This window comes from Streptomyces sp. NBC_00193, assembly GCF_026342735.1.
Taxonomy (GTDB): domain Bacteria; phylum Actinomycetota; class Actinomycetes; order Streptomycetales; family Streptomycetaceae; genus Streptomyces; species Streptomyces stoeckheimensis.
In genome coordinates, this window is the sequence record NZ_JAPEMM010000001.1 from 2,981,051 (window position 1) to 3,006,088 (window position 25,038).

The window sequence follows — 25,038 nt, forward strand, 5'->3', positions numbered from 1 at the left end:
GAGCCGAGCCCCGCAGGGCTACGCGCTGCGCAGGGACTTGAGCGCCCGCCCGGCGATCTCCCGCCCGATCGGCAGCGAAGCGGTGGCCGCGGGCGAAGGCGCATTCAGCACGTGCACCGTCCGCTCCCCCTCCCGGATCAGGAAGTCGTCCACCAGCGCCCCGTCCCGCAGCACGGCCTGCGCCCGCACCCCCGCCGCCGCGGGCACCAGATCCTCCGCACGCACCGCAGGAAGCAGCCTCCGTACCGCCTCGACGAACGCCGCCTTCGACAGCGACCGCCGCACCTCACCCGCTCCGTACCGCCAGTGCCGCGCGGCCATCCGCCAGGATCCCGGCCAGGCCAGCTCGTCCGCGAGGTCCCGCGGCCGGACCACGCCCCAGCCGTACCCCTCGCGCGCCAGCGCCGGCACCGCGTTCGGCCCGACGTGGACCCCGCCGCCGATGCCCCGGGTCAGGTGGACGCCGAGGAAGGGGAACGCCGGGTCCGGCACCGGATAGACCAGCCCGCGCACCAGATCGGGCCGGGCCAGGTCGTAGTACTCGCCCCGGAAGGGCAAGATCCGCATCTGCGGGTCGTCGCCGGCCAGCCGTGCGATCCGGTCGCACTGCAGGCCCGCGCAGTTCACCAGCACCCGCGCGCGCACGACCACGCCACTGCTGGTCCGCACCGCCACGCCCGACGCGCGCCGCGAGATCAGCTCGACGGCGCCGCCGTAGACGATCTCCGCCCCCGAGGACTCCGCGAGCTGCTGCGCGACCCGCCCGTAGTCCACGATCCCGGTGGTTCCCACGTGGATCGCCGCGAGCCCGCGCACTTCGGGCTCGTACTCCGAGATCTGCGTCGGCCCCAGCTCCCGCACCGGGATGCCGTTCTCCCGGCCCCGCTGCACGAGCGCGTGCAGCCGCGGCAGCTCGTCCCGCTCGGTGGCGACGATGAGCTTGCCCGTCACCTCGTGCGGGATGCCGTGCTCCGTACAGAACTTGACCATCTCGGCCGCGCCGCGCACCGCGAAGCGTGCCTTGAGAGAGCCCGGCTTGTAGTAGATCCCGCTGTGGATCACGCCGCTGTTGCGGCCCGTCTGGTGCCGGGCGGGGCCGTCCTCCTTCTCCAGGACGACCACCCGGGTCCCCGGAGCGAGCCCCGCCAGGGCATGCGCCGTCGACAGGCCGACGATTCCGCCGCCGATCACCAGCACATCGCAGTCCAGCCTGCCCATGCCGCCCACGCCGCCGCCCACACTGACACCTCCCACCCCTGCATAGTGCACCCCGCCACTGACAACGAGGCCACGCGGGGCCTATGCCGGGGTTACCAGCAGAGGCCTGGCCCGCTCGCGCAGTTCGGCGACGCGCGGTTCGTCCCCGTACGGTTCCAGCCGGTGCAGGAGGTCCCGTACGTACTCCGTCGTCCGGGCCGACGAGATCCGTCCGGCGACCTCCACCGCCCGGGTCCCCGCCGCGCACGCCGCGTCGAGGTTCCCGGACTCCAGCTCGGCCACCGCGCTCACGACGAGCCGCAGCCCGTGTGATCGTACGTACTCCTCCGTCGGCCGGGACAGTGCCTGTTCCGTGAAACGCCTTACCTGGCGCGGGAGTTTGAGGTCGCGGTAGCACTCGGCGGCGTCCGCCGCGAAGCGGTCGTACGAGTAGAAGCCCAGCCAGGTCGGATCGGCGTCGCCGTCCCGGGCCCGTTCCAGCCAGCCCTCGGAGGCCCGCAGCGCGGCCCCGGCGGCGGCCGAATCGCCCGCCTTCGCGTGCGCCCGGGCCTCGACGAGGCGGAAGAAGCTCATCGTCCGCGCGGTGGCCAGGCCCCGGTTGCGCTCGACGGCGGCCTGCGCGAGGTCCACGCCCTCGTCCGGGAAGTCCCGGTAGGTGGCCTGCAGGGACATCGACGCCAGCACGTACCCGCCGAGCGGTACGTCGGCGGCGGCGCGGGCCAGGCGCAGCGCCTGGATGTAGTACCGCTGGGCCGCTTCCTGCTGCCCGGTGTCGAAGGCCATCCAGCCGGCCAGCCGGGTCAGTTCGGCGGTGGCGCCGAAGAGCGCGCGGCCCACCTCGTCGGTGTAGGAGCCGAGCAGCAGCGGCGCCGCGTCCACCCGCAGGCATTCGGGGACCATCGAGGAACGCCAGTCGCCGCCCCCGTACTTGGAGTCCCAGCGGCGGGCGTCCTCGGCGGCCTCGCGGAGCTTGGTCACATCGCTGTGGCCCACGCGCTGCGGGCTCCCGGCGTCGGGTACGGCCGGAGCGGGCGGCGGTGGCGTTTCGCGCGGAGGCTGGGCGGGCACACCCCCGACGTGGGCGCCGGGCGGCGCCGGAAGGCCTTCCGGCGGGGCCGCGCCCGGCACCGGTTCGCGGCCCGCCGGTTCGCGCGCCACGGAGCTGTCGGCGGGAGATATCAGCCACCGCGAGGCCGGCGTCGCGTACGCCGATACGGAGAAGGAACCGGCGAGCGACTGCCAGATCCCGCCGCCGCCGCGCCGGCCGGCGAGGTCGAGACGGTAGAGGTCGGTGGCCGAGCGCACGGCCGCGCCGACGTCGCGCGGGAAGGCCAGCCCCACCTCGGGCGCCGGATCCGCGTCCGCGAGGCCGATCTCGTGCAGGGGCACGGGCCGGCCGAGCTTCGCGCCGATGGCGGCCGCGATCAGATGCGGGGCGGCGCCCTGCGGCACCATCCCCTTCGACACCCACCGGGCCACCGAGGTCTTGTCGTAGCGGAGGGTCAGACCGCGCTGAGCGCCGAGGTCGTTGACCCGCCGGGCCAGCCCGGCGTTGCTGATGCCCGCGAGGGCGAGGACGGCGCCGAGCTTCTCATTGGGCTCGCGGAGCTCCCTGGACATGCGCCACCCCTCGTCACACGCGGAACGCAGACGCCGCCGGGGCATAGGCGCCCGGCATTTCGTAAACCCAGCGTAGTTCCCCGCCTCCCAAGCGTTAAGGCCCCCTGTTCCGTATGGCGGGATTGTTGTCCGTATGCACAGTCGGGCCGGGGTCCGGGGGCGGGGCGCACGTGTCGGCGCGTGCTCCACCCGTGTGGCCGTGCGCCCGGCCGTGCGCTCTGGCCGCTGCGGGGGCCCGGCGATTCGATGTGCGGTGCGTGGGTCGGCCCGCCGCGTGGACCGGGCGGACCGGGGGATGCCGCTGCCTCAATCCCCGCGGGTGGCGGAACGGTCCGGGGGGTGGATCCCGCCCCCCGGACCGCGCTCCGCCGGGCGGGCCCGGGCGGCGGACCCGCGGGGGCTGTGTGCAGGGCTCCCTGCCGGGCTCGGTGCAGGGCTTCGCGCAAGGCTCCGCGCAGGGCTCTCAGTACGGCCGAAGAATGGCCGAAACCGACCTATGGGGCGGTCGGAACGGAACGCCAAATACCGCATGGCCGGGGCGTGTTCGTTTATACGTGCGCCCCCCTTAGTCACTCCCGCACGCCTGTCTCGTGGCAGCATGGACCCCGAGCCACCCGGGGTCCCTCCGGCCGCGCGCTGAGCGCCGGCCGCGCGGTTCGCACCCCGGTCAGGTGCCCACGGGCTGGGGAGGCGGCGGTGCGCTGGTTGGTGGGTTGGAGCAGTATCGCCGCGAGCTTCGGCACGGCCGGACGGGTCGCGGGGCACGGCGCTGCGCACACCTCCGACCAGGGCACATACGGCTCGGGCTACGGATCAGGCTCGGGCCACGGCTCGGCCTCGGGCTCCGGGAACGGTTACGGATCCGGGAGCGCCTACGGCTCCGGCCCCGACGGATGGGGCGACGGCCCGGTCCGCGGCGGGCTCGCCGACGCCGGCCACCCCGACGAACCGGGCGCCGCCGACGCCGACCGCACCGTAGTCCCCGTCGGAGCCCAGCTCCTCTGGGGCGACCCCGACCCCCTCTGGGCCGTCGGGGACTGGCGCCCGGACGAGATCCGCACCCTCACCGCCGATCCCGCGGACCCCTTCACCCGCCTCGCCGTCCTCGGCTGCTGCGGCGCCTCCGACGAGGAACTGCGCCGCGCGCTCTACGCCGCCCGCGGCGGCGCGCTGCGCCACCTGACCCAGTGGCCCGGCAGCTACACCGCCGTCGTGCAGGCCGGCCGCCGCATCACGGTCGTCGGCGACCTGGCCGGCGCCCGGCCCGTCTTCTACACGCCCTGGGCGAGCGGGACCGCGTACGCCACCGCCGCCCTCCCGCTCGCCGACCTGATCGAGGCGCAGCTCGACATCGGCCATCTCGCCGCCCTGCTGGCCTGCCCCGACAGCCCGGAGGCGCTGGGCGACGGCACACCGTACGTCGGCGTACGCCGGATCCCGCCCGGGCACGCGCTGATCCTGCGCGAGGGCTCGCGGGAGATCACCGGCTACGAACCGGTGGCCTCCCTCGCGGTGGCCGCCCCCGCGGCCGATCCCGCGCTCGCGGTGGAGGGCGTACGGGAAGCTTTGGTCGACGCGGTGCGCGCCCGGCTCACGGCTCCGCGGCATGCTCCCGAGACGCTGCCCTACGACCCCGGGCCCGTCCCCGGAATGGGCCCGGCCGACCGCCGGGCCGCGCGCGGCGCCCCCGCGCCCGTCCCCGGAGTCGGCGCCGACCTCTCCGGAGGCAGCGCCTCCGCCACCCTCGCCCTGCTCGCCGCCGGGCTCCCCGGGGCACCTGGCGCGCTCCGCGGCCGCACCGGGGAACGCCTCCTCGCCGTCACCTTCAACGACCTGGCCACCCCCCAGGGACGCGAACCCGAACTGGAACGCGCCCACGCCATCGCGTCCGACCCGCGTCTGCACCACGTGGTCGTGGCCGCCGCCGAGGAAGCCCTCCCGTACGCCGACCTCGACGGGCCGCTGACCGACGAACCGGGCCCCGCCCTCGTCGTCGCCGCCCGCGAGCGGCGCCGCCTCGCGGCCGGCTCGGCGGACCACTTCACCGGCCACGGAGCCCGCCAGGTCCTCGACGCCCACCCCGCCCGGCTCGCCGACCTCCTGCTCGACCGGCGCCGACGCCACCTGCTCCGTCCCACCCTGGCCCTCGCCCGCTCCTCCCCGTCGGAGGGCGACTCCCTGCTCGTGCCCCTCCTCCCCTTCCTCGTCCCGTTCACCGTGTACGCGGCGGCCCGACGCCTGGCCCGTACGCCGTACCGCGCCGGCATGGAGGCGGCGGCGGCCCGCCTGCGCGACGGGGTCCCGGCCGCGGGGCCCTGCTCCCCGGTGGACGCCTCGCTCGCGGCCCTGACCTGGTCCCGGCCGGGCCCGGCGGCGGCCTGGCTGACGGGCGAGGCACTGGCCGAGGTATCGATCCGCCTCACCGCCGCCGCGGGCCGCCCGCCCCTCTCGCTGCGCCCCGGGGAGGCGCGGGCCCGCGCCGTCCTGGCCCGGCACGCCGCCGACCACCGGGTCTTCGAGCAGGCCGTGGAGGTCCGCAGCCAGCGCCTGCACGCCCCGTTCCTGGACAACCAGGTCGTACGGGCCGCCCGGGCCCTGCCCGAATCCCTGCGCGTCCAACCCGGCGCCCGGGCGGCGGTCCTGCGCGGGGTCCTGTCCTCGGCCGGGGTCCGGGACCTCCCCCCGGGGTGGGGCGCCACGGCCCACGCCCCGAACGAATCGGCGACCCGCCTGGGGCTGCGCGCGGCCCTCCCGCACCTCCTGGACCTCTTCGCGTCGCCGCTGCTGGCGGACGCGGGCCTGATCGAAGCCCGGGTCGTCCGTCAGGCCCTGCTGGACGCGGCGGACGGCCGTCCGGCCCCGCTCGACGGCATCGCCGAACTCGTCTCGATGGAACTGTGGCTGGGCCGCCTCCTGGCCCGCCGGGGCACCTGCTGGACCGGCACCTCCACCCCCCGCCGCAGAGCCGTCCCCACCGGAGTCCCCCTCCGCCGCCCGGCCCTGTCCTGAGGCCCGAGGCCGTACGGGCCTTCGCGGCAGCCGCGCTCAGCGGCAGCTGATGACGGAGTCGGCCCAGCTCGCCAGCGTCGGCAGCCGGCCGCCCTCGGCGCGCTCCACGACCAGGCGCAGCGTCCTGTGCCCGGAGAGGGAGACGGACACGCTCGCCGCCGGGTCCTCGTAACCCAGGGCCCGGGACTGCCACAGCCGCTGCCCGTCCGCCCACACGGAGAAGCGGACCGTGCCGTCCGTGAGCAGCGACATGCCGTCCACACCGGCCCGCGCCGAGAAGCTGACACAGCTCCGGTTGAGGGTGATCTCCACGGAGGAACGGGAGTTGACGGTGATCCCGTGCGAGAAGCGCTGTCCGCCGATCATCGGCGCCCAGCGCTGCCACACCCAGCTGCTCCGCCAGGTCTCGATCTCGGGGTTGTCGTGGTCCCCGTAGGCGGAGTGGCCCAGGGAGGAGAGCCGGAACCCCTGCGGTGCCTGCGGCGGCTTGGGAGGCGTCGGCCTGGGGGGCGGTACCGGACTCGGCGTGGGGCTCGGCTTCGGACTCGGGACCCGGCTCGGACTCGGCGCGGGCGAGGAGCGCTCCGGGCTCCGCGAAGGCTCCGGCACGGCCGGTGCGGGGGCCGGCGGCGGCGCGGGCGACTGCTTCTTCGGGGGCGGTACGGATCCCCGCGCCTCCGACGGCTGCGCCCGCGACGGGGCGGGCTCCGGCGCGGCGGGAGCCGGACTCCGCGGCACCGGCACGGCCACCCCCGGAGCGGGGTTCGCGCGCACGGCCGGAGCGGTGTCGTCACCGGCCAGCGCGAACACCACGCCGGCGGCCGCGGCCACCACGACCCCGGCGGCGATGGCCGCCTTGGCCGGCAACCCCAGCCCCTCCGAAGCCACGGCTCCGCCGACCCCGCCGGCCCCGCTTCCGCCGGCGGCCCCACCCGCAGCCCCGGCCCCGGCGGCCCCGGCTCCGGCGCCCGCCCCGGCCGTCGACCCGCCCGCGGCTGCGGCAGCGGCCCCGGCGCCACCCGCGGCGACGGCACCGCCGGCCACCACTCCGGCCGCCTTGGCCGCGTACCCGGCGGCGAACCACCCGATGACGGCGACCGGAAGCAGCGCGGGAATGCCCGCGTTAACGTCCTTGAGCTCGCCCGCGGCGAGCCGGCACCGGGCACACTCTTCGAGGTGCTTGCGCAGTCCCCGCTCGGCCCGCATCCGCAAGCCCCCGCGGGCATACGCCCCCAGCCGGTCGGCGTACCGGGCACAGTCCCCGCCGGAACTCAGCGCGGTGTTCACATGGGCCTGGAGATAGGCCTGCTTGAGTCCCTCGCGGGCCCGGCTGGCCAGTACCGCGGTGGCGTTCGCGCTCAGCCCGAAGAGCGGGGCGATCGCACTCGGCGAGGCCTCCTCGACGGTGGTGTGCCACAGCACGGCCTGCCACCGCTCGGGCAGGCTCCGGAAGGCCTGCATCGCGAGGGTCTGCTCGGCCTCGTGCATGGCCCGCACATCGGCGCCGAGTTCGAGGGTGTCGTCCCCGGCGCGAACGGGCAGCCCGACCGAGCTGTCGCCGGACCCGGCGGCCTGCTCCGCGAACAGCGCGAAGTCCTCGACCAGATGCTCCCGCTTCGCCGTTTTCGCCCAGGCGGCGGCGACCCGGCGCACGGTGGTCAGCAGGTAGGCGCGCACCGACTGGTCCGGACCCGCCCCGCCCCGTACGGCCTGGAGCGTCCGCGCGAACACCTCGGCGGTCAGATCGTCGGCGGTGTGCCCGTCGCGGCAGCAGGTGCGGGCATAGCGGCGCACGGCATCGGCGTGGCGGCGGAACAGTTCCTCGTAGGCCCCGTCGTCACCTCCGCGCATCCGCGCGATCAGGTCCCCGTCGGAAGGCGGAAGTTCCCCGCTCGCCCCGGCGGCGTGCCGGCCACCCGGTTCGCGCTGCGCCGGGACCTGTCGTGCGGGCAGGCTGCCCGCCTCGACCTCGCCGCCGGCGCCACCGTGTGGCTCTTCCCGCCCGTCAACGCTCATCGCGGAGGTCCTCGCACGACACACTCAACCGGTACACCGATCCAGCGTGTCACACGGCGGACAGGCGCCGAACCCGTCTCCACACCTTCCACTCATCCGGGCAAGCCCTGACGAATCGCCGTACGGATCCTCACCCGTTCGAGCGAGAGCCCCCGGAAAGGAGCCGGTTGACGCCCCCGCCAGAACAAGCCTCCCGCCGGCCGAGCCACCCGGTCCGCGAACCTCACGTCCCGGGCGCCCCGGCCGAACGGCCCGAACAGAACGTCACCGTCCCCGGAGTTACACCGTCCGGGACCGCAGCCCTTCGAGCAGGATGTCGAGCAGTCGGGCGGAAGCCGCCGCCTGCTGCGCCGCGTCGGGCAGCGCGGGCGCGGCCGTCGCTATCACCAGCAGCACATCGGCCACCGTGACATCGGCGCGCAGCGCACCGGCCTCCCGGGCCCGGTCGACGAGGCGGCCGACGACCTCGAGCAGCTCGCCCGCGCCCGCGTCCTCGGAGGGCTCGTCCTCCAGGCCGGTCCGCGCAGCGCCGACGACGCGCAGGTCGGGCGCACCGCCGACCGCGACGGCCTGACGCTGGTGCGGAACCCGCGCGGCCTCCTCGTCCACCCCGTCGGCCCCGTCCTCACCGGGCCCGCCGACCCGCAGCACCTGCGGAGGCAGCAGCCGCCCGGCACCCGAGGCCACGGAGGTGCGCAGGAAGCACGACAGGGCCTGCCAGGGCTCCTCCTCCTGGCCGAGAGCCGTGCGGGCCTGCTCGGTCAGTCGCGAGGTCTCCTCCTCGGCTATCCGCCGGACCAGGACGTCCTTGCTGGGGAACCGTCGGTAGACGGTGCCGACACCGACCCGTGCGCGCCGTGCGACGTCCTCCATCGGAGCCCCGTAGCCGAGCTCGCCGAAGACCTCGCGGGCCGCGCGAAGTACGTGTTCGAGATTGCGCTGTGCGTCGACGCGCAGCGGCGTGGAGCGACCCACGCCGTGTGTGGTGGCGCCGCCGGCCATCAGCCGCCCATGGCTGTCGGTCGCCGAAGTGGCCGAGGACAGAGCGGTGGCAGAAGCATGGAAATCCGAAATGTGCATATGTATCCCCCGGTAATCATTTGTCTCCCCCCGGAGACACTCCCCGCCTTCATGTCGAGGGGGGCCACGGTCATGAGGGCCCTGGTCCTACTCCTCGACGAGTTACGAACATAGTTGAGCCAGAGTCAATTCAGAAGAGGCAGCCCCGGACGGACCACCGCCCGATCGGAGCATTCACCCTCAATTTTCCGTTCGAAGCCCCCGGAATCACTCATTCCGCACCGCCTGACCTGCGCACCTTCCACTCCACCCGCACCCCCTGACAACCTCGCCCCGCCGTCCCCTCCGGTCACACAATTTGTCGGGCCTGTGGACAAACTCCCGGCCACGTTGCGTCATGGGACGGTGAAGGCTGCTAACTCCCGGGGCACGGCCCCCGGTACCCCGCCCCGTACGCGGATCCTCATCGTCGGCGGCGGCTACGTAGGCATGTACACGGCACTCAGGCTCCAGCGAAAGCTGAGAACCGACGAGGCCGAGGTCACGGTGGTCACCCCCGAGCCCTACATGACGTACCAGCCCTTCCTCCCCGAAGCGGCCGCCGGCTCCATTTCCCCGCGCCACGTCGTGGTCCCGCTGCGCCGCGTCCTGCCGAAATGCCGCATCGTCATCGGCGAGGCCCGGCACATCGACCACGCCGCCCGGACCGCGACCGTCACCACCCTCGCCACCGACGAGGAGGGCGAAGGCCCCGTGGAGATCGAGTACGACGAACTGGTCCTGGCCCCCGGCTCCGTCTCCCGCACGCTCCCCATTCCGGGACTCGCCGAATACGCCATCGGATTCAAGACCGTGGAAGAGGCCATCGGCCTGCGCAATCACGTCATCGAGCAGATGGACATCGCCTCCTCCACCCGCGATCCCGCCCTGCGCGACGCCGCCCTCACCTTCGTCTTCGTCGGCGGCGGCTACGCCGGCGTCGAGGCACTCGGCGAGCTGGAGGACATGGCCCGCTACGCCGCCCGCTACTACCACAACGTCAAGCCCGAGGACATGAAGTGGGTGCTGGTCGAGGCCAGCGACCGCATCCTCCCCGAGGTCGGCCCCGAAATGGGCACGTACACGATCCGCGAACTGCGCCGCCGCGGCATCGACCTGCGCCTGGAGACCCGGCTCGAGTCCTGCGAGAACCGGATCGCCGTCCTCAGCGACGGCGCCCGCTTCCCCACCCGCACCGTCGTATGGACCGCCGGCGTCAAACCGCACCCGATCCTCGCCGCCAGCGACCTGCCCAAGACCGACCGCGGCCGGCTCGCCTGCACCTCCTTCCTCACCGTCGAAGGCGTCGAGCACGCCTGGGCCGCCGGGGACGCCGCCTCCGTCCCCGACATCACCGCCCCGGAGAAGGGCGTCGCCTGCGCCCCCAACGCCCAGCACGCCGTCCGCCAGGCCAAGGTCCTCGCCGACAACCTCGTCTCGTCCCTGCGCGGCGGACTCCTCACCGAGTACGCCCACAAGTACGCGGGTTCCGTGGCCTCCCTCGGACTCCACAAGGGCGTCGCCCACATCTACGGCCGCAAGCTCAAGGGCTACCCGGCCTGGCTCATGCACCGCGCCTACCACCTCAGCCGCGTCCCGACCCTGAACCGCAAGACGCGCGTGCTCGCCGAGTGGACGCTCTCCGGCCTCTTCAAACGTGAGATCGTCTCGCTGGGATCCCTCGAACACCCCAGAGCAGAATTCGAACTCGCGGCGGGCGGAGGCCCCAAGGACCCTCCGAAGAAGACCGAAGGCTGATGCTGTCAGTCCCGTCGGCCACACTGGACGTGTGACCATAGGTGGGCTCACACCTGCACAGAGTGACATCAGCGTGACATCCGAGTGCCACCCGATTGCCACCGAGTGACACAGCGACCACGAGCGACACCACGAGGCTTGAAAGCAGTGAACTTCACGCGCTGGAGCGCCCGGTTTCCCGGAACGCAGCGCCGCGCCGCGGCCCGGTCCGAACACGCAGCCGCCCAGGCCAAACGGGGCGAGGGCTCGGTCCCGGCCGCCCGCGGCGCGGCCGGCCATTCCACGGCCGGCCCGGACGGCTGCCCCGCGGACCCCACGGTCCGCGGCACCGGTTCCACCCCCGGCACCGGGTCCGCCCCGGCCACCGCGGAGGGTACGGGGACCCCCGCACCCTCCCTCGACGAGCTCTCCGTACGCGACGTCCTCGACCGCCTCCCGGCCCTCGTCGCCCTCGTGCACGGCCCCGATCACCGCGTCGCCTACGTCAACGACGCCTACACCGCCGGCTTCGGCGCCCGCGCCCCCGGCGCCCCCGCGCACCTGGCCCTCCCCGAGCTCGGCGAGCTCGGCCTGCTCCCGCTCCTCGACCAGGTCCAGCGCAGCGGCAAGCCCCGTACCGCCAAGAACCGCACCGCGCCCGGCGGCACCAGCTCGTACACGGTCACCTGCACCCCGATCGAGTTCCCCAAGACCAAGGCCGACGCCGACGGGTCCACCGCCCACGCGCACGCCAACGCCGGCAGCGGCACGGGCTCGGTCACCGGCATCGAGAACGAGCCGGAAGCCCACACCGGCACCGGCGTCCTGATCCACCTCGCCGACGTCACCGACCACGCCGAGGCCGTCGAGCGGCTGCGCGCCAGCGAGCGCCGCCAGCGCGAGGCCGCCGTCACCCTCCAGCGCTCCCTCCTGCCCCAGGAGCTCGAACAGCCCGACGACCTGCGCGTCGCCGCCACCTACCAGCCCGGCGGCACCGAAGCCGCCGTCGGCGGAGACTGGTACGACGTCATCACCCTCGGCGCCGGCCGCACGGCCCTCGTCATCGGCGACGTCATGGGCCGGGGCGTCCGCGCCGCCGCCGTCATGGGCCAGCTCCGCACCGCCGTCCGCGCGTACGCCCGCCTCGACCTGCCCCCGCACGAGGTCCTCCAGCTCCTCGACGGCCTCGCCGCCGAGATCGACGCCAGCCAGATCGCCACCTGCGTCTACGCCGTCCACGACCCCAACGAGGGCCTCCTCGCGTACGCCTCCGCCGGCCACCTCCCGATCCTCGTCCGCGACGAGGACGGCACGGTCCGCCGCGCCGCCGACCCCACCGGCCCGCCGCTCGGCACCGGCGGCTGGCTGCACACCTCGGGCACCATCGCGCTGGGCCCCGGCTCCACCGCCGTCCTCTACACCGACGGTCTGGTCGAGCGCCGCGGCGAGGACATCGACGAGGGCGTCGCCGCCCTGGAACGCGCCCTCTCCGGCGCCCAGGGCACCCCCGCGGTCATCTGCGACCGCCTGATGCGCGCCCTCGGGGTCGATGCCGATCACGACGACGACGTGGCCGTGATGGTCCTCCAGCAGCCCGCCCGCACCGGCGCCGACGCCGAGCTCTTCCACAACGCGGCCCTGGAACTCCTCGGCGGCATCGAGGCCGCCCCGCGCGCCCGCGCCTTCGCCCAGGGAGTCCTGGCCTCCTGGCGCTTCCCCGTGGAGCTCTGCGACCTGGGCGTCCTCGCCGCCAGCGAACTCGTCGCGAACTCCCTCCAGCACGGCACCCCGCCCATGCGCCTGCGCCTGCGCCGCACCGACCGGCGGCTGATCATCGAGGTCACCGACGGGGACGACCACCTCCCGCGCCGCCGCCGGGCAGAACCGGCCGACGAGACCGGCCGCGGCATCTCCATCGTGGCCACCATCGCCTCGGCCTGGGGCTCCCGCCGCACGCCGGGCGGCGGCAAGGCCGTCTGGTGCGAGTTCGCCCTCCCCGACAAGGCCCCGTAGCGAACAGAGCGAACACGACGAAGGCCCCGGTCCACCGACCGGGGCCTTCTCCGTCCCACCTACTACTCCCTACGCGGCCACGGGCTCGGCTTCCTTCACCCGCTTCACCACGACGGTGCTCCCGGCCAGCGACGGGTTGTCCTGCACCGGCGTCAGCTGCTTGCCGAGCCGCAGCGCCAGCCCGGCGATGCCGAGCGAGACGAGGACGAAGATCCCGATGTAGAGCATCGGCACCCCCGCGGCCAGCGGCACACCGAGCGGCCCGAGCGCCAGAGCCAGCTGCTTGACCAGCGCGAAGGCCGAGTTGTACTGACCCACGGACCCCTCGGGCGCCAGATCGGCCACCAGCGGCGCGAGCGTCGGCGACAGCATGGCCTCCCCGATGCCGAAGAGGGCGTACGTGGTCACGAACGCGGCGGCGGCCACGACCGCGCTGCCGTGCCCCAGCCCGGAGAAGGCGGCGATGATCCACGCCACGGTCCAGAGCAGACCGACGAGCGCGATCACCCGGGACCGGCGGTGGTTCTCCACCAGCCGCAGCACGACGAACTGCGCGAGCACGATCGCACCGGTGTTGGCGGCGAGCGCGAACCCGAGCGTGGAGGGGGAGATCCCGGCGGCCTCGGTACCGAAGGCGGCCAGACCCGACTCGAACTGCCCGTAGCAAGCGAAGAACAGGACGAACCCGAGAACGCAGAACTGCACCATCGCCTTGTGCTGCATCAGCCGCTTCCAGCCGCCGCCCGCCTGGGCCGCGTCCTTGGCCAGCGCGGTGCTGATGGCCGGCACCTGCGGCATCCGCACGGTGGCGATGACCCCGGCCAGCACCAGGAACATCACGGCCTCGATGCCGAAGAGCAGCGTGAAGCTGCCCGGACGGCTCTCGTCGACGATGAGCCCGCCGATCAGACCGCCGATGCCCAGACCCAGGTTCTGCATGAAGAACTGGAGGGCGAAGGCGCGGGTCCGGGTGGAGGGGGTGGAGCAGCGCACGATCATCGTGGCCAGCGCGGGCTGCATGACGGCCTGGCCGGCACCCAGCGCGAGCGCGGACAGCAGGATCGCGACCACGCCGGTGGAGAGCCCGAGCGACAGCGCGCCGAAGGAGGCGACGACGGCCGCACCGATGACGACGGGGACCGGACCGCGCCGGTCGATCACCCGCCCGGTGAAGGGCAGCGCGAGGAGCGCACCGAGGGCGAACGCCATGAACGTCCCCGTCGCCCACATGGGGTCCAGTTCTCGCACCTTCGCCGCGTAGACGTAGAGGAACGGAACCGTGAAGCCGATACCGAACGCGGTCAACGCGTTCCCGGCCTGGATCCTCCGCATCGCAGCGCCCATCACCTTGGTCACTTCTCACCACCTTGATTGCTGAAGCTTGAAGACTTCATACCTAAAGTTCGATGCTTAACACTACACACCGAAGGAGTTAGATGCCAACGACCCCCGTGCGATACTTCGGACCATGGGTGACACCCCCGACGGCACTGCGCCCGTCCACGAGCCGAGCCTCGACGAACAGATCGCCGTCTATCAGCGCGAGTTCCAGGACCTCGACCCCCAGGTCGAGAAGGTCGTCTCGGCCCTCAGCCGCCTGAACCGCCGCATGAACGTCGCGTACGGCCGCCAGACGGCGGCCCTGGGCATCAGCAACGCGGAGTGGGAGGTCCTCAAGGCCCTCGTCCTCTCCGGAGCCCCGTACCGGATGGGTCCGAGCGAGCTCGCGAAGCAGCTGGGCCTCACGCCGGCGGCGATGACCCACCGGATCGACCGCATGACGGCGGAAGGACTGGTCACGCGCGAGCGGGACGAGAACAACCGCGTCCGCGTGATCGTGGAGCTCACCGCGGAGGGCCGCAGCAAGTGGCTGGACGCGATGCGCGCGGCGACGGTCTTCGAGGAGGACCTGCTCCAGGACCTCTCCACGGCGGAGCGGGGCGTACTGGGCGACATGCTCACCCGCCTCCTGGCCCGCGTCGAGGACCTCCAGTCCCCGCACTGACCGCCCACTCACCCGGCCCAGCTGCCCGGGTTGACACGGACTCCACGGATCCGTAAGGTTCTTCGAGTTGTCCCTGAGCCGAAAGGTTTCTGAGACAACGAATCCCGCCGCCTCGTTGCGGCACCCAACTCAGCAAGATCTCCCACTGGGAACGCATTCGGCATGCCCGAATTCATTCCTGAAGGTCGATTATGAATCGCCCGGGAAATCCACTAGAGTTCGGGAGTCGGAAGGGCCCAACAGCCCGGAAGACAAAACCCGCTGACTGGGAGTCAGGCCCGAAAGAGTCTGATAGAGTCGGAGACACAAGAACGAAACGAAGCGCCCGGAGGAAAGCCCGAGAGGGTGAGTACAAAGGAAGCGTCCGTTCCTTGAGAACTCAACAGCGTGCCAAAAATCAACGCCAAAAAGTTGATACCCCGTCCATTTCGGTGGATGAGGTTCCTTTGAAAAAGACCTGTGAGGTCGCGGCTTCGGCCCTGACACTTGCAGGCAATTACACAGCGAGGACGCAGTGGACGGTCGGTCTTATTCCGACATGACTGTCCCGCTCTAAGTGCGTGTGCACCCGATTACGGGTAAACATTCATGGAGAGTTTGATCCTGGCTCAGGACGAACGCTGGCGGCGTGCTTAACACATGCAAGTCGAACGATGAAGCCCTTCGGGGTGGATTAGTGGCGAACGGGTGAGTAACACGTGGGCAATCTGCCCTTCACTCTGGGACAAGCCCTGGAAACGGGGTCTAATACCGGATAACACTCCTGCCTGCATGGGCGGGGGTTAAAAGCTCCGGCGGTGAAGGATGAGCCCGCGGCCTATCAGCTTGTTGGTGGGGTAATGGCCCACCAAGGCGACGACGGGTAGCCGGCCTGAGAGGGCGACCGGCCACACTGGGACTGAGACACGGCCCAGACTCCTACGGGAGGCAGCAGTGGGGAATATTGCACAATGGGCGAAAGCCTGATGCAGCGACGCCGCGTGAGGGATGACGGCCTTCGGGTTGTAAACCTCTTTCAGCAGGGAAGAAGCGAAAGTGACGGTACCTGCAGAAGAAGCGCCGGCTAACTACGTGCCAGCAGCCGCGGTAATACGTAGGGCGCAAGCGTTGTCCGGAATTATTGGGCGTAAAGAGCTCGTAGGCGGCTTGTCACGTCGGATGTGAAAGCCCGAGGCTTAACCTCGGGTCTGCATTCGATACGGGCTAGCTAGAGTGTGGTAGGGGAGATCGGAATTCCTGGTGTAGCGGTGAAATGCGCAGATATCAGGAGGAACACCGGTGGCGAAGGCGGATCTCTGGGCCATTACTGACGCTGAGGAGCGAAAGCGTGGGGAGCGAACAGGATTAGATACCCTGGTAGTCCACGCCGTAAACGTTGGGAACTAGGTGTTGGCGACATTCCACGTCGTCGGTGCCGCAGCTAACGCATTAAGTTCCCCGCCTGGGGAGTACGGCCGCAAGGCTAAAACTCAAAGGAATTGACGGGGGCCCGCACAAGCAGCGGAGCATGTGGCTTAATTCGACGCAACGCGAAGAACCTTACCAAGGCTTGACATATACCGGAAAGCATTAGAGATAGTGCCCCCCTTGTGGTCGGTATACAGGTGGTGCATGGCTGTCGTCAGCTCGTGTCGTGAGATGTTGGGTTAAGTCCCGCAACGAGCGCAACCCTTGTCCTGTGTTGCCAGCATGCCCTTCGGGGTGATGGGGACTCACAGGAGACCGCCGGGGTCAACTCGGAGGAAGGTGGGGACGACGTCAAGTCATCATGCCCCTTATGTCTTGGGCTGCACACGTGCTACAATGGCCGGTACAATGAGCTGCGATACCGTGAGGTGGAGCGAATCTCAAAAAGCCGGTCTCAGTTCGGATTGGGGTCTGCAACTCGACCCCATGAAGTCGGAGTTGCTAGTAATCGCAGATCAGCATTGCTGCGGTGAATACGTTCCCGGGCCTTGTACACACCGCCCGTCACGTCACGAAAGTCGGTAACACCCGAAGCCGGTGGCCCAACCCGTAAGGGAGGGAGCTGTCGAAGGTGGGACTGGCGATTGGGACGAAGTCGTAACAAGGTAGCCGTACCGGAAGGTGCGGCTGGATCACCTCCTTTCTAAGGAGCACAGTACCGATTGCAGACAAACGTTCTGCACGGTCAGCTCAGGGTGGAACGTTGATTAGTTGGCACCAGATGATCTGATGATTCTCAAGTACTGCTTCGGCGTGGAAAGAGGATTCGGAAGAGGTCTGGTGCTTGGCACGTTGTTGGGTATCTGAGGGTACGGCCGTAAGGCTTTATCTTCGCGATGCCGGCCCCAGTGAACTTCGTCTCCGGACGAGGGTGATGGGTGACTGGTCGTTGCTTGAGAACTACACAGTGGACGCGAGCATCTGTAGGCCAAGTTTTTAAGGGCGCACGGTGGATGCCTTGGCACCAGGAACCGATGAAGGACGTGAGAGGCCGCGATAGGCCCCGGGGAGCTGCCAACTGAGCTTTGATCCGGGGGTGTCCGAATGGGGAAACCCGGCAGTCGTCATGGGCTGTCACCCATGCCTGAACACATAGGGCATGTGGAGGGAACGCGGGGAAGTGAAACATCTCAGTACCCGCAGGAAGAGAAAACAACCGTGATTCCGGGAGTAGTGGCGAGCGAAACCGGATGAGGCCAAACCGTATGCGTGTGATACCCGGCAGGGGTTGCGCATGCGGGGTTGTGGGAATTCTTTTGATCGGTCTGCCGGCCGGTCGGCGAGTCAGAAACCGTTGATGTAGTCGAAGGACATGCGAAAGGTCCGGCGTAGAGGGTAAGACCCCCGTAGACGAAACATCAGCGGCTTGCTTAAGAATCTCCCAAGTAGCACGGGGCCCGAGAAATCCCGTGTGAATCTGGCGGGACCACCCGCTAAGCCTAAATATTCCCTGGTGACCGATAGCGGATAGTACCGTGAGGGAATGGTGAAAAGTACCGCGGGAGCGGAGTGAAATAGTACCTGAAACCGTGTGCCTACAAGCCGTGGGAGCGTCGCTGTATGTGCTTGCACATACAGTCGTGACTGCGTGCCTTTTGAAGAATGAGCCTGCGAGTTAGCGGTGTGTAGCGAGGTTAACCCGTGTGGGGAAGCCGTAGCGAAAGCGAGTCCGAATAGGGCGATTGAGTTGCACGCTCTAGACCCGAAGCGGAGTGATCTAGCCATGGGCAGGTTGAAGCGGAGGTAAGACTTCGTGGAGGACCGAACCCACCAGGGTTGAAAACCTGGGGGATGACCTGTGGTTAGGGGTGAAAGGCCAATCAAACTCCGTGATAGCTGGTTCTCCCCGAAATGCATTTAGGTGCAGCGTCACGTGTTTCTTGCCGGAGGTAGAGCACTGGATAGGCGATGGGCCCTACCGGGTTACTGACCTTAGCCAAACTCCGAATGCCGGTAAGTGAGAGCGTGGCAGTGAGACTGTGGGGGATAAGCTCCATGGTCGAGAGGGAAACAGCCCAGAGCATCGACTAAGGCCCCTAAGCGTACGCTAAGTGGGAAAGGATGTGGAGTCGCAGAGACAACCAGGAGGTTGGCTTAGAAGCAGCCACCCTTGAAAGAGTGCGTAATAGCTCACTGGTCAAGTGATTCCGCGCCGACAATGTAGCGGGGCTCAAGCGTACCGCCGAAGTCGTGTCATTGCAGCAATAGGGCCAACGCCCGCTGTGATGGGTAGGGGAGCGTCGTGTGCCGGGTGAAGCAGCAGCGGAAGCTAGTTGTGGACGGTTCACGAGTGAGAATGCAGGCATGAGTAGCGATACACACGTGAGAAACGTGTGCGCCGATTGACTAAGGGTTCCTGGGTCAAGCTGATCTGCCCAGGGTAAGTCGGGACCTAAGGCGAGGCCGACAGGCGTAGTCGATGGACAACCGGTTGATATTCCGGTACCCGCTTTGAAACGCCCAATATCGAATCAGGCGATGCTAAGCCCGTGAAGCCGTTCCGGACCCTTCGGGGAAAGGAAAGTGGTGGAGCCGGCGAACCAGACTTGTAGTAGGTAAGCGATGGGGTGACGCAGGAAGGTAGTCCAGCCCGGGCGGTGGTAGTCCCGGGGTAAGGGTGTAGGCCGAGGGGTAGGCAAATCCGTCCCTCATATAAGGCTGAGACCTGATGCCGAGCCGATTGTGGTGAAGTGGATGATCCTATGCTGTCGAGAAAAGCCTCTAGCGAGTTTCATGGCGGCCCGTACCCTAAACCGACTCAGGTGGTCAGGTAGAGAATACCGAGGCGTTCGGGTGAACTATGGTTAAGGAACTCGGCAAAATGCCCCCGTAACTTCGGGAGAAGGGGGGCCATCACTGGTGATCGGATTTACTCCGTGAGCTGGGGGTGGCCGCAGAGACCAGCGAGAAGCGACTGTTTACTAAAAACACAGGTCCGTGCGAAGCCGTAAGGCGATGTATACGGACTGACGCCTGCCCGGTGCTGGAACGTTAAGGGGACCGGTTAGTCACATTTCGGTGTGGCGAAGCTGAGAACTTAAGCGCCAGTAAACGGCGGTGGTAACTATAACCATCCTAAGGTAGCGAAATTCCTTGTCGGGTAAGTTCCGACCTGCACGAATGGCGTAACGACTTCTCGACTGTCTCAACCATAGGCCCGGTGAAATTGCACTACGAGTAAAGATGCTCGTTTCGCGCAGCAGGACGGAAAGACCCCGGGACCTTTACTATAGTTTGATATTGGTGTTCGGTTCGGCTTGTGTAGGATAGGTGGGAGACTTTGAAGCGGCCACGCCAGTGGTTGTGGAGTCGTCGTTGAAATACCACTCTGGTCGTGCTGGATGTCTAACCTCGGTCCGTGATCCGGATCAGGGACAGTGTCTGATGGGTAGTTTAACTGGGGCGGTTGCCTCCCAAAAAGTAACGGAGGCGCCCAAAGGTTCCCTCAGCCTGGTTGGCAATCAGGTGTTGAGTGTAAGTGCACAAGGGAGCTTGACTGTGAGACCGACGGGTCGAGCAGGGACGAAAGTCGGGACTAGTGATCCGGCGGTGGCTTGTGGAAGCGCCGTCGCTCAACGGATAAAAGGTACCCCGGGGATAACAGGCTGATCTTCCCCAAGAGTCCATATCGACGGGATGGTTTGGCACCTCGATGTCGGCTCGTCGCATCCTGGGGCTGGAGTCGGTCCCAAGGGTTGGGCTGTTCGCCCATTAAAGCGGTACGCGAGCTGGGTTTAGAACGTCGTGAGACAGTTCGGTCCCTATCCGCTGTGCGCGTAGGAATATTGAGAAGGGCTGTCCCTAGTACGAGAGGACCGGGACGGACGAACCTCTGGTGTGCCAGTTGTCCTGCCAAGGGCATGGCTGGTTGGCTACGTTCGGGAGGGATAACCGCTGAAAGCATCTAAGCGGGAAGCCTGCTTCAAGATGAGTATTCCCACCTCCTTGAGAGGGTAAGGCTCCCAGTAGACGACTGGGTTGATAGGCCAGATGTGGAAGCCCGGTAACGGGTGGAGCTGACTGGTACTAATAGGCCGAGGGCTTGTCCTCAGTTGCTCGCGTCCACTGTGTTAGTTCTGAAGTAACGAACTGTGTTCATATCCGGTTGGTTAACTTCATAGTGTTTCGGTGGTCATAGCGTTAGGGAAACGCCCGGTTTACATTCCGAACCCGGAAGCTAAGCCTTTCAGCGCCGATGGTACTGCAGGGGGGACCCTGTGGGAGAGTAGGACGCCGCCGAACAATCATTGTAGAAAGCCCCGTACCGGGAAACCGGTACGGGGCTTTTCTGCGTTTACAGGGCTTTCTCGAACTCGGCCTCCACGGCCGGCCCGCCCCGACGGCTACGTGCTACGTCCTCTCGGGCTGCCATACGTAGCGGACGTCCGGCTCACGCTCCTCATTGCGGATTCCGTCGGTACGTTCGACCGCGATGAAGCCGTGCCGCTCGTAGAAGCGATGTGCCGGCCCGTTGACTTGGAACGTCCACAGGCTGAGTCCGTCCGGCCGCTTCTCCTTGGCCAGGGCCATGAACCGGTCGCCGAGGCCCGTTCCCCGCCACGGCGGATCCAGGTAGAGCTGTTCCAGTTCCTCGCCGTCGAGGACGAGGAGCCCCACCACGAAGCCGTCGGCCTCGGCTACCCAGGTCTCGTACTGCGGCACGACCACGCAGGAGAACCACTCCCGCACCGCGTCGTCGCTGTGCGCAAGACGCACGGTCGGCAGCGCGGTTCTGAAGGAACGCAGCCAGGTGTCGGCCATGCCGGCCGCATCAGAGTCGACCGCACGTCGCAAGGCAAGCTCAGCACTGTTCACAGCGCGGGACTATCGCAGAGCAGTGCCCCGCCCGCATCCGAATTCGAGCCCACCGCCCACCGCATCCCAGCAGATCGGTTTGGGGCGTCCTCTTCCAGGCCGAGGCTTACCGTGCGTTCCATGGAGCTGGATGCTGAACTCAGTGCTCTAGCAGCCCAAGAGGACCTGTCCGCCGACCTGGTGTGGAGCGTCGGGACCTGACTGATGAACTGATAGCGGAGATCATCGAGCTCGGCTCCGTACGAACTCTCACCGCGAACACCTCCGTGCCCTCTCGGCTCAGGGCCCGCTTCGCGGAGGATCCGGAGCAGGCCGTTCGGTGTGCGGTCGCGGCGAGCGTCAGAGACGTGCCGCTGGGGCTGCTCGCCCGGCTGGCGGCCGACCCGGACCCTTCCGTGCGATCGTTCCTTGCGATGAACGAGCATCTGCCGGCGGAATTGCTGGCCCTCCTGGCCGCGGAATCGGAAGCCAGTGTGTGGATGCTGTCGTTCAGTCGCGGCACGCACACGTGTCCTCCAGCCGCACCGGCCCCGCCGAATCTCACGCGGCAACAGGCAGAGTCCTTGCTCGCTCAGGCCGGGCTGTAAGCATGAGTCCTGTCGTCAAGCTGCCTGAGGCAGGACGGGGCCGGATGTTGAGCGGCTGATTCTCCGTGTCATCAACGTGATCGCAGCTCATGTGATGGGGGCTTCGGAGTGCTGGACGAGCCGTTCGTAGTCTCTGGCGTGACGGTGGGCGTGCATGAGCCAGGCCTGGGTGCGTTCGACGACCCAGCGGCGGGGCAGGACAACGAATCCGGTGGCGTCCTTCGGCCGGCTGACCGTTTTGATGGTGAGGCGGAGGTAGGTCTTGGCCCAGGTGACGAGCTGGCCGGCGTAGGCGGAGTCGGCCCAGACGATGGTGATCTCGGGGTGCATGAGCCGGAGGCGGAAGAGGACTTCCTTGGCTGCTCGTTCGGCTCCGAGCTGGTGTCCGTCGGCCCTGGTTCAGATCAGGTTGTGGGCGGCGATGATGTCGCGGAGTGGCGAGTGCGGCCCGCACTTGGCTTTGTGAGAGTTCGCTGGTCGGCGTCAGCTGGTGGAAGAGGATGAAGCGGAGTGTGTCGACCGCGGTCTCGATCCAGTCCAGCGTCGCGCGGACGCGGGCTACGTTCTCGTGGAGGACGGTCTTCTTGTCCTCGCCGAGGTGCCGGTCCCGCAGCCCCCGGACCGCCCTGGCGGCCCCGCTCAACCTGAGCGTGATTGAGCTCGTGGCGGGCCCGGTCATCGGGCATGGCCTTGAACACCAAGCCCGGCCGGCGCAGTGGCCTTCCCCTCAGACGAGACCGGTGTCTCTGCTTGATGGCTGACCCGGCGGCTGGAGTCATCAGCTGACCAGCGGGTCTTGCCCTCGGGCGGATTGCGGATCGTCGAGAACCGTTCGTCCTCGTGCTCGATCCGGGCCGGGATTCGGTGGACCGTGAAAGGGACGTCGGGCCGACGGTGCTCCTTCGGTCACCGCGAAGACGCTCCGACCTCGACGTGATTTTCGGGCATGGGCTTCCACCACCCCGAGCGGACCGGGCACGGCTTCCGAAGACCGTGGCGAAACGCAGGCCGCTGCCCTCGCAGCGTCAGACCGGCAGTCCGTTGAGGGCAACAAAGCCCATGGAGTTGAACGGAGTTGGGCATAGCGCGACCGGATGGGCGTTCGCCCTGCGGTTACTGTGACCGCTCGCCGAGCGATTCGTTCCGGGCCCTCCAGGCCCTCACCTTGCACCGCCCCGAGCGGTACATCGCGGGGGTGGACCGACGGCCCACCCCCGCGATCCACCGCGTCCCGCAGACGGTGTACTCCACCACGCCGGCACCGTCCCGAACGGCCGCGAGGCGCTTGCGCAGCCTCTGCTGGTGATGCCGTGACCTGGAACCACACCCTCACCAGATGAGGCCGTCAGAGCAGTCAGATCACCGGATCGGAAGCAAGCACTCAGGGACTAGCGGCCCGTCGTCTCCGCACCGGAGCGGGCTCAACCTGGGGTTGGAGAAGGCCTGCTCACCGTGTGGTTGCCCGGCGGTGGGTGGCGCGGAGTAGTGCGGAGACGAGGGTGGACAAGTCGAGGGCGCCGTCTGGGTCGTCCGCGTAGCGGGTGGTCTGGAGTGGGCCCACTTCGTCCAGGCGTACTCCTTCCCTCTCCAGGACGTGGGCGAGGACCAGCAGTGCCAGGCGTGCGTTGCCGTCCGGGTAGGGGTGGAAGAAGGCGATGTCGAGGTACGCCCTGGCCGCGCGGGCGGTCAGGGGAACCGACGGGTCGGCGCTCTGGTGCAGGCAGGCGGTGAAGTCCTGCCATGTGTGGGGCGTGAGCCCGTATCGTTCCCGGCCGCCCTTGGCGAAGGCGTCGCTCCGGCGCAGACCCACCTCGTTCACACCCAGGACCAGCGTCTGCCAGCCGGCGAGGAGGGTCGGGGTGAGCGGCTCTCCCCGTGAGGCCGCGACGCGGGACAGGGTCATCGCCGCGAGCAGCCGGTCGGCGCGATCCGGGTCGCGAAGGCGGACCGGACCGTCGATCCAGGCGGCGAGTCCGTCGACGGCCGGGCGCACCGGAGCCGGGCCCACGCTCGCCGCGGAGCGCCAGTCGACCTGCTCCCTGACCTTGCACCACGCGGCCAGGGCGTCACCGTTCACGGTAGAACCCGCGGCCGGTCAGGCGGATCGCGAGGTCCTCGCCCACGGTGTCGATCAGGGTCGGGGCGGGCGCGACATGGCTCTTGAACCGGCCGCCGATCGCAACTTCCACCGCCTTCTGTGCCTCTTCCGAGCTCATGCCGGTGGAAGTGAGGAACCAGGTCAGCGTCGTCTCGCAGAGCCCGTACCAGGACGACGAGGCGTGGGTGCTGCTCACGACCGCGGTGACCAGGCGGGTCACCGCGCGTTCCAGGTGCCAGCTCTGGTCCTCGGCGCTCGCATCGGGATGCGGTGCAAGGCGCTCGAACCGCTCGGCCACGTCCTCCAGCCAGTCTCGCCACTCCAGCAGGCAGGTCACGACGCGTTCGGCGGTCTCCTGGGCCTCTCCGACCGAGTCCGAGGCACAGCACCAGGACTCGACTGGACCCCCGTGGTGGACCGACTGGTCCCAACCGCAGGTCCACCGGCCGTATCGGGACACCAGGAGCGCGGTGACCTCGTAGGTGAAGCGAAAGCCCGCCATCCGGTCGGGGCAAGCCGCCCGGTCGGCCTCGGGAGGCACCATCGGGACGATGAGCGCCGTCAGCTGTGCCGCCTCCTCGTCGTCCCAGTCGAAAGGGTTCCGGCCGGGGTCGGCGGCGGTCCAGGGCAGCGACCAGATGAGTTCGCGGTCGAAGGACGTGGCGTACCCCCGAGGTGAGACGTGACGGACAGCCGACCGATCATGCCCACCCGGTCGAGACCTGTCACTCCCATGTGTCGGCCCTGCGAGCTCCGCTGCTTCCACCCGCCTGGCTCGAGGGGGCCCGGGCGGGACGCCCAGGCGGTGTCGCGGTGCCACCAGTTCAGGAGTACGGCTCGCCCGGCGACGGCGGCGGTCCAGGGCCGGCGCCCCCGTACACGAGGGTGGGGGGTCGTGTCGCGTCGATTTGGACCGCGCAGGGGGTGTCATGTAGAGTCAAACGGTTGCCTGGAACTGGACAAGTTCGGCAGCCGGCCCCCAAAGAAGCAATTCGGAGTGGGCACCCTCGACTCCTCATCCAGGAATCCGAAGCCGGGAAATCCGGTGGAAAACTTCTGATAGAGTCGGTCTCGCCGGAAAGGGAAACGCGAAAGCGAAGAACTGGAAAGCGAATCCCGCTGACTGGGAATCGGACACGAAAGAGTCTGATAGAGTCGGAGACACAAGAACGAAACGAAGCGCCCGGAGGAAAGCCCGAGAGGGTGAGTACAAAGGAAGCGTCCGTTCCTTGAGAACTCAACAGCGTGCCAAAAATCAACGCCAAAAAGTTGATACCCCGTCCATTTCGGTGGATGAGGTTCCTTTGAAAAAGACCTGTGAGGTCGCGGCTTCGGCCCTGACACTTGCAGGCAATTACACAGCGAGGACGCAGTGGACGGTCGGTCTTATTCCG

Annotated in this window: 14 protein-coding genes, 3 rRNA genes and 2 pseudogenes; 8 read left to right on the forward strand and 11 right to left on the reverse strand. The window is 68.7% G+C overall.

Annotation, left to right across the window (positions count from 1 at the left end; all coding sequences use genetic code 11):
* Window positions 1–18 precede the first annotated feature (18 nt).
* Window positions 19–1,218, reverse strand: a complete 1,200-nt coding sequence (gene lhgO / locus OG898_RS13215) for an L-2-hydroxyglutarate oxidase (protein WP_266960224.1) — start codon at window positions 1,216–1,218, stop codon at window positions 19–21.
* Between the two features lie 81 nt (window positions 1,219–1,299).
* Window positions 1,300–2,838, reverse strand: a complete 1,539-nt coding sequence (locus OG898_RS13220; RefSeq protein WP_266956922.1) for a sporulation protein — start codon at window positions 2,836–2,838, stop codon at window positions 1,300–1,302.
* Between the two features lie 696 nt (window positions 2,839–3,534).
* Between OG898_RS13220 and OG898_RS13225 the strand changes: the two genes are divergently transcribed.
* On the forward strand, window positions 3,535–5,847 hold the full coding sequence (locus OG898_RS13225) for an asparagine synthase-related protein (protein WP_266956924.1): 2,313 nt from the start codon (window positions 3,535–3,537) through the stop codon (window positions 5,845–5,847).
* 36 nt (window positions 5,848–5,883) lie between these two features.
* Here the strand turns inward: OG898_RS13225 and OG898_RS13230 are convergent, their stop codons facing one another.
* Window positions 5,884–7,863, reverse strand: a complete 1,980-nt coding sequence (locus OG898_RS13230; RefSeq protein WP_266956926.1) for a sigma-70 family RNA polymerase sigma factor — start codon at window positions 7,861–7,863, stop codon at window positions 5,884–5,886.
* A gap of 279 nt (window positions 7,864–8,142) precedes the next feature.
* Window positions 8,143–8,865, reverse strand: a complete 723-nt coding sequence (locus OG898_RS13235; protein WP_266956928.1) for a TetR/AcrR family transcriptional regulator — start codon at window positions 8,863–8,865, stop codon at window positions 8,143–8,145.
* 423 nt (window positions 8,866–9,288) lie between these two features.
* Between OG898_RS13235 and OG898_RS13240 the strand changes: the two genes are divergently transcribed.
* Together OG898_RS13240 and OG898_RS13245 are read left to right on the forward strand one after the other, a co-directional pair.
* Entirely contained in the window at window positions 9,289–10,680 is a 1,392-nt protein-coding gene (locus OG898_RS13240) for an NAD(P)/FAD-dependent oxidoreductase (RefSeq protein ID WP_266956930.1), read from the forward strand.
* Between the two features lie 147 nt (window positions 10,681–10,827).
* Window positions 10,828–12,672, forward strand: a complete 1,845-nt coding sequence (locus tag OG898_RS13245; protein ID WP_266956932.1) for an ATP-binding SpoIIE family protein phosphatase — start codon at window positions 10,828–10,830, stop codon at window positions 12,670–12,672.
* Window positions 12,673–12,741: 69 nt separating this feature from the next.
* Here the strand turns inward: OG898_RS13245 and OG898_RS13250 are convergent, their stop codons facing one another.
* A complete protein-coding gene (locus OG898_RS13250; RefSeq protein ID WP_266956934.1) occupies window positions 12,742–14,028 on the reverse strand; it encodes an MFS transporter in 1,287 nt (428 codons plus the stop codon).
* 112 nt (window positions 14,029–14,140) lie between these two features.
* Between OG898_RS13250 and OG898_RS13255 the strand changes: the two genes are divergently transcribed.
* From OG898_RS13255 to rrf, 4 genes are all read left to right on the forward strand, one after another.
* Entirely contained in the window at window positions 14,141–14,677 is a 537-nt protein-coding gene (locus OG898_RS13255; protein ID WP_266956936.1) for a MarR family winged helix-turn-helix transcriptional regulator, read from the forward strand.
* 585 nt (window positions 14,678–15,262) lie between these two features.
* A 16S ribosomal RNA gene (locus OG898_RS13260) occupies window positions 15,263–16,787 on the forward strand.
* 283 nt (window positions 16,788–17,070) lie between these two features.
* Window positions 17,071–20,194: ribosomal RNA gene (locus OG898_RS13265) — 23S ribosomal RNA — on the forward strand.
* Between the two features lie 74 nt (window positions 20,195–20,268).
* Window positions 20,269–20,386: ribosomal RNA gene (rrf, locus tag OG898_RS13270) — 5S ribosomal RNA — on the forward strand.
* Together the 16S, 23S and 5S rRNA genes form the textbook arrangement of a ribosomal RNA operon.
* 108 nt (window positions 20,387–20,494) lie before the next feature.
* On the opposite strand, the gene OG898_RS13275 is transcribed toward rrf, so the two are convergent.
* Window positions 20,495–20,905 carry a GNAT family N-acetyltransferase gene (locus OG898_RS13275; protein WP_266956938.1) on the reverse strand — a complete coding sequence of 137 codons (411 nt, stop codon included), beginning with the start codon at window positions 20,903–20,905 and terminating at the stop codon, window positions 20,495–20,497.
* A 401-nt stretch (window positions 20,906–21,306) separates the two neighbouring features.
* On the opposite strand from OG898_RS13275, the gene OG898_RS13280 reads away from it, so the two are divergent.
* Window positions 21,307–21,546 (forward strand): hypothetical protein, encoded by a 240-nt coding sequence (locus OG898_RS13280; RefSeq protein WP_266960490.1) that lies wholly within the window; start codon window positions 21,307–21,309, stop codon window positions 21,544–21,546.
* A gap of 90 nt (window positions 21,547–21,636) precedes the next feature.
* Here OG898_RS13280 and OG898_RS13285 read toward each other — a convergent pair.
* From OG898_RS13285 to OG898_RS13300, 5 genes and pseudogenes are all read right to left on the reverse strand, one after another.
* Window positions 21,637–21,906, reverse strand: a pseudogene (locus tag OG898_RS13285) (transposase); the annotation flags it as partial.
* A gap of 196 nt (window positions 21,907–22,102) precedes the next feature.
* A pseudogene (locus OG898_RS36245) lies at window positions 22,103–22,232 on the reverse strand (hypothetical protein); the annotation flags it as partial.
* Complete coding sequence (locus tag OG898_RS36250; protein ID WP_323184901.1) at window positions 22,222–22,407, reverse strand: DUF6192 family protein; 186 nt, start codon at window positions 22,405–22,407, stop codon at window positions 22,222–22,224. The pseudogene OG898_RS36245 and the gene OG898_RS36250, both read right to left, overlap by 11 nt.
* A 586-nt stretch (window positions 22,408–22,993) precedes the next feature.
* A complete protein-coding gene (locus OG898_RS13295) occupies window positions 22,994–23,623 on the reverse strand; it encodes a Fic family protein (protein ID WP_266956940.1) in 630 nt (209 codons plus the stop codon).
* The gene (locus tag OG898_RS13300) at window positions 23,613–24,188 is read right to left on the reverse strand and encodes a hypothetical protein (protein ID WP_266956942.1); all 576 of its coding nucleotides are present in this window, start codon (window positions 24,186–24,188) and stop codon (window positions 23,613–23,615) included. Before OG898_RS13300 ends, OG898_RS13295 begins: the two co-directional genes overlap by 11 nt.
* Between the last annotated feature and the right edge of the window lie 850 nt (window positions 24,189–25,038).

What these genes read in the sequence shown, in the direction of transcription:
- lhgO (WP_266960224.1), bottom strand. Translation starts at nt 1,218, where the DNA reads ATGGGCAGGCTGGACTGCGATGTGCTGGTGATCGGCGGCGGAATCGTC.
- OG898_RS13220 (WP_266956922.1), bottom strand. Translation starts at nt 2,838, where the DNA reads ATGTCCAGGGAGCTCCGCGAGCCCAATGAGAAGCTCGGCGCCGTCCTC.
- OG898_RS13230 (WP_266956926.1), bottom strand. Translation starts at nt 7,863, where the DNA reads ATGAGCGTTGACGGGCGGGAAGAGCCACACGGTGGCGCCGGCGGCGAG.
- OG898_RS13235 (WP_266956928.1), bottom strand. Translation starts at nt 8,865, where the DNA reads ATGGCCGGCGGCGCCACCACACACGGCGTGGGTCGCTCCACGCCGCTG.
- OG898_RS13255 (WP_266956936.1), top strand. Translation starts at nt 14,141, where the DNA reads ATGGGTGACACCCCCGACGGCACTGCGCCCGTCCACGAGCCGAGCCTC.
- OG898_RS13275 (WP_266956938.1), bottom strand. Translation starts at nt 20,905, where the DNA reads ATGGCCGACACCTGGCTGCGTTCCTTCAGAACCGCGCTGCCGACCGTG.
- OG898_RS13300 (WP_266956942.1), bottom strand. Translation starts at nt 24,188, where the DNA reads ATGGTGCCTCCCGAGGCCGACCGGGCGGCTTGCCCCGACCGGATGGCG.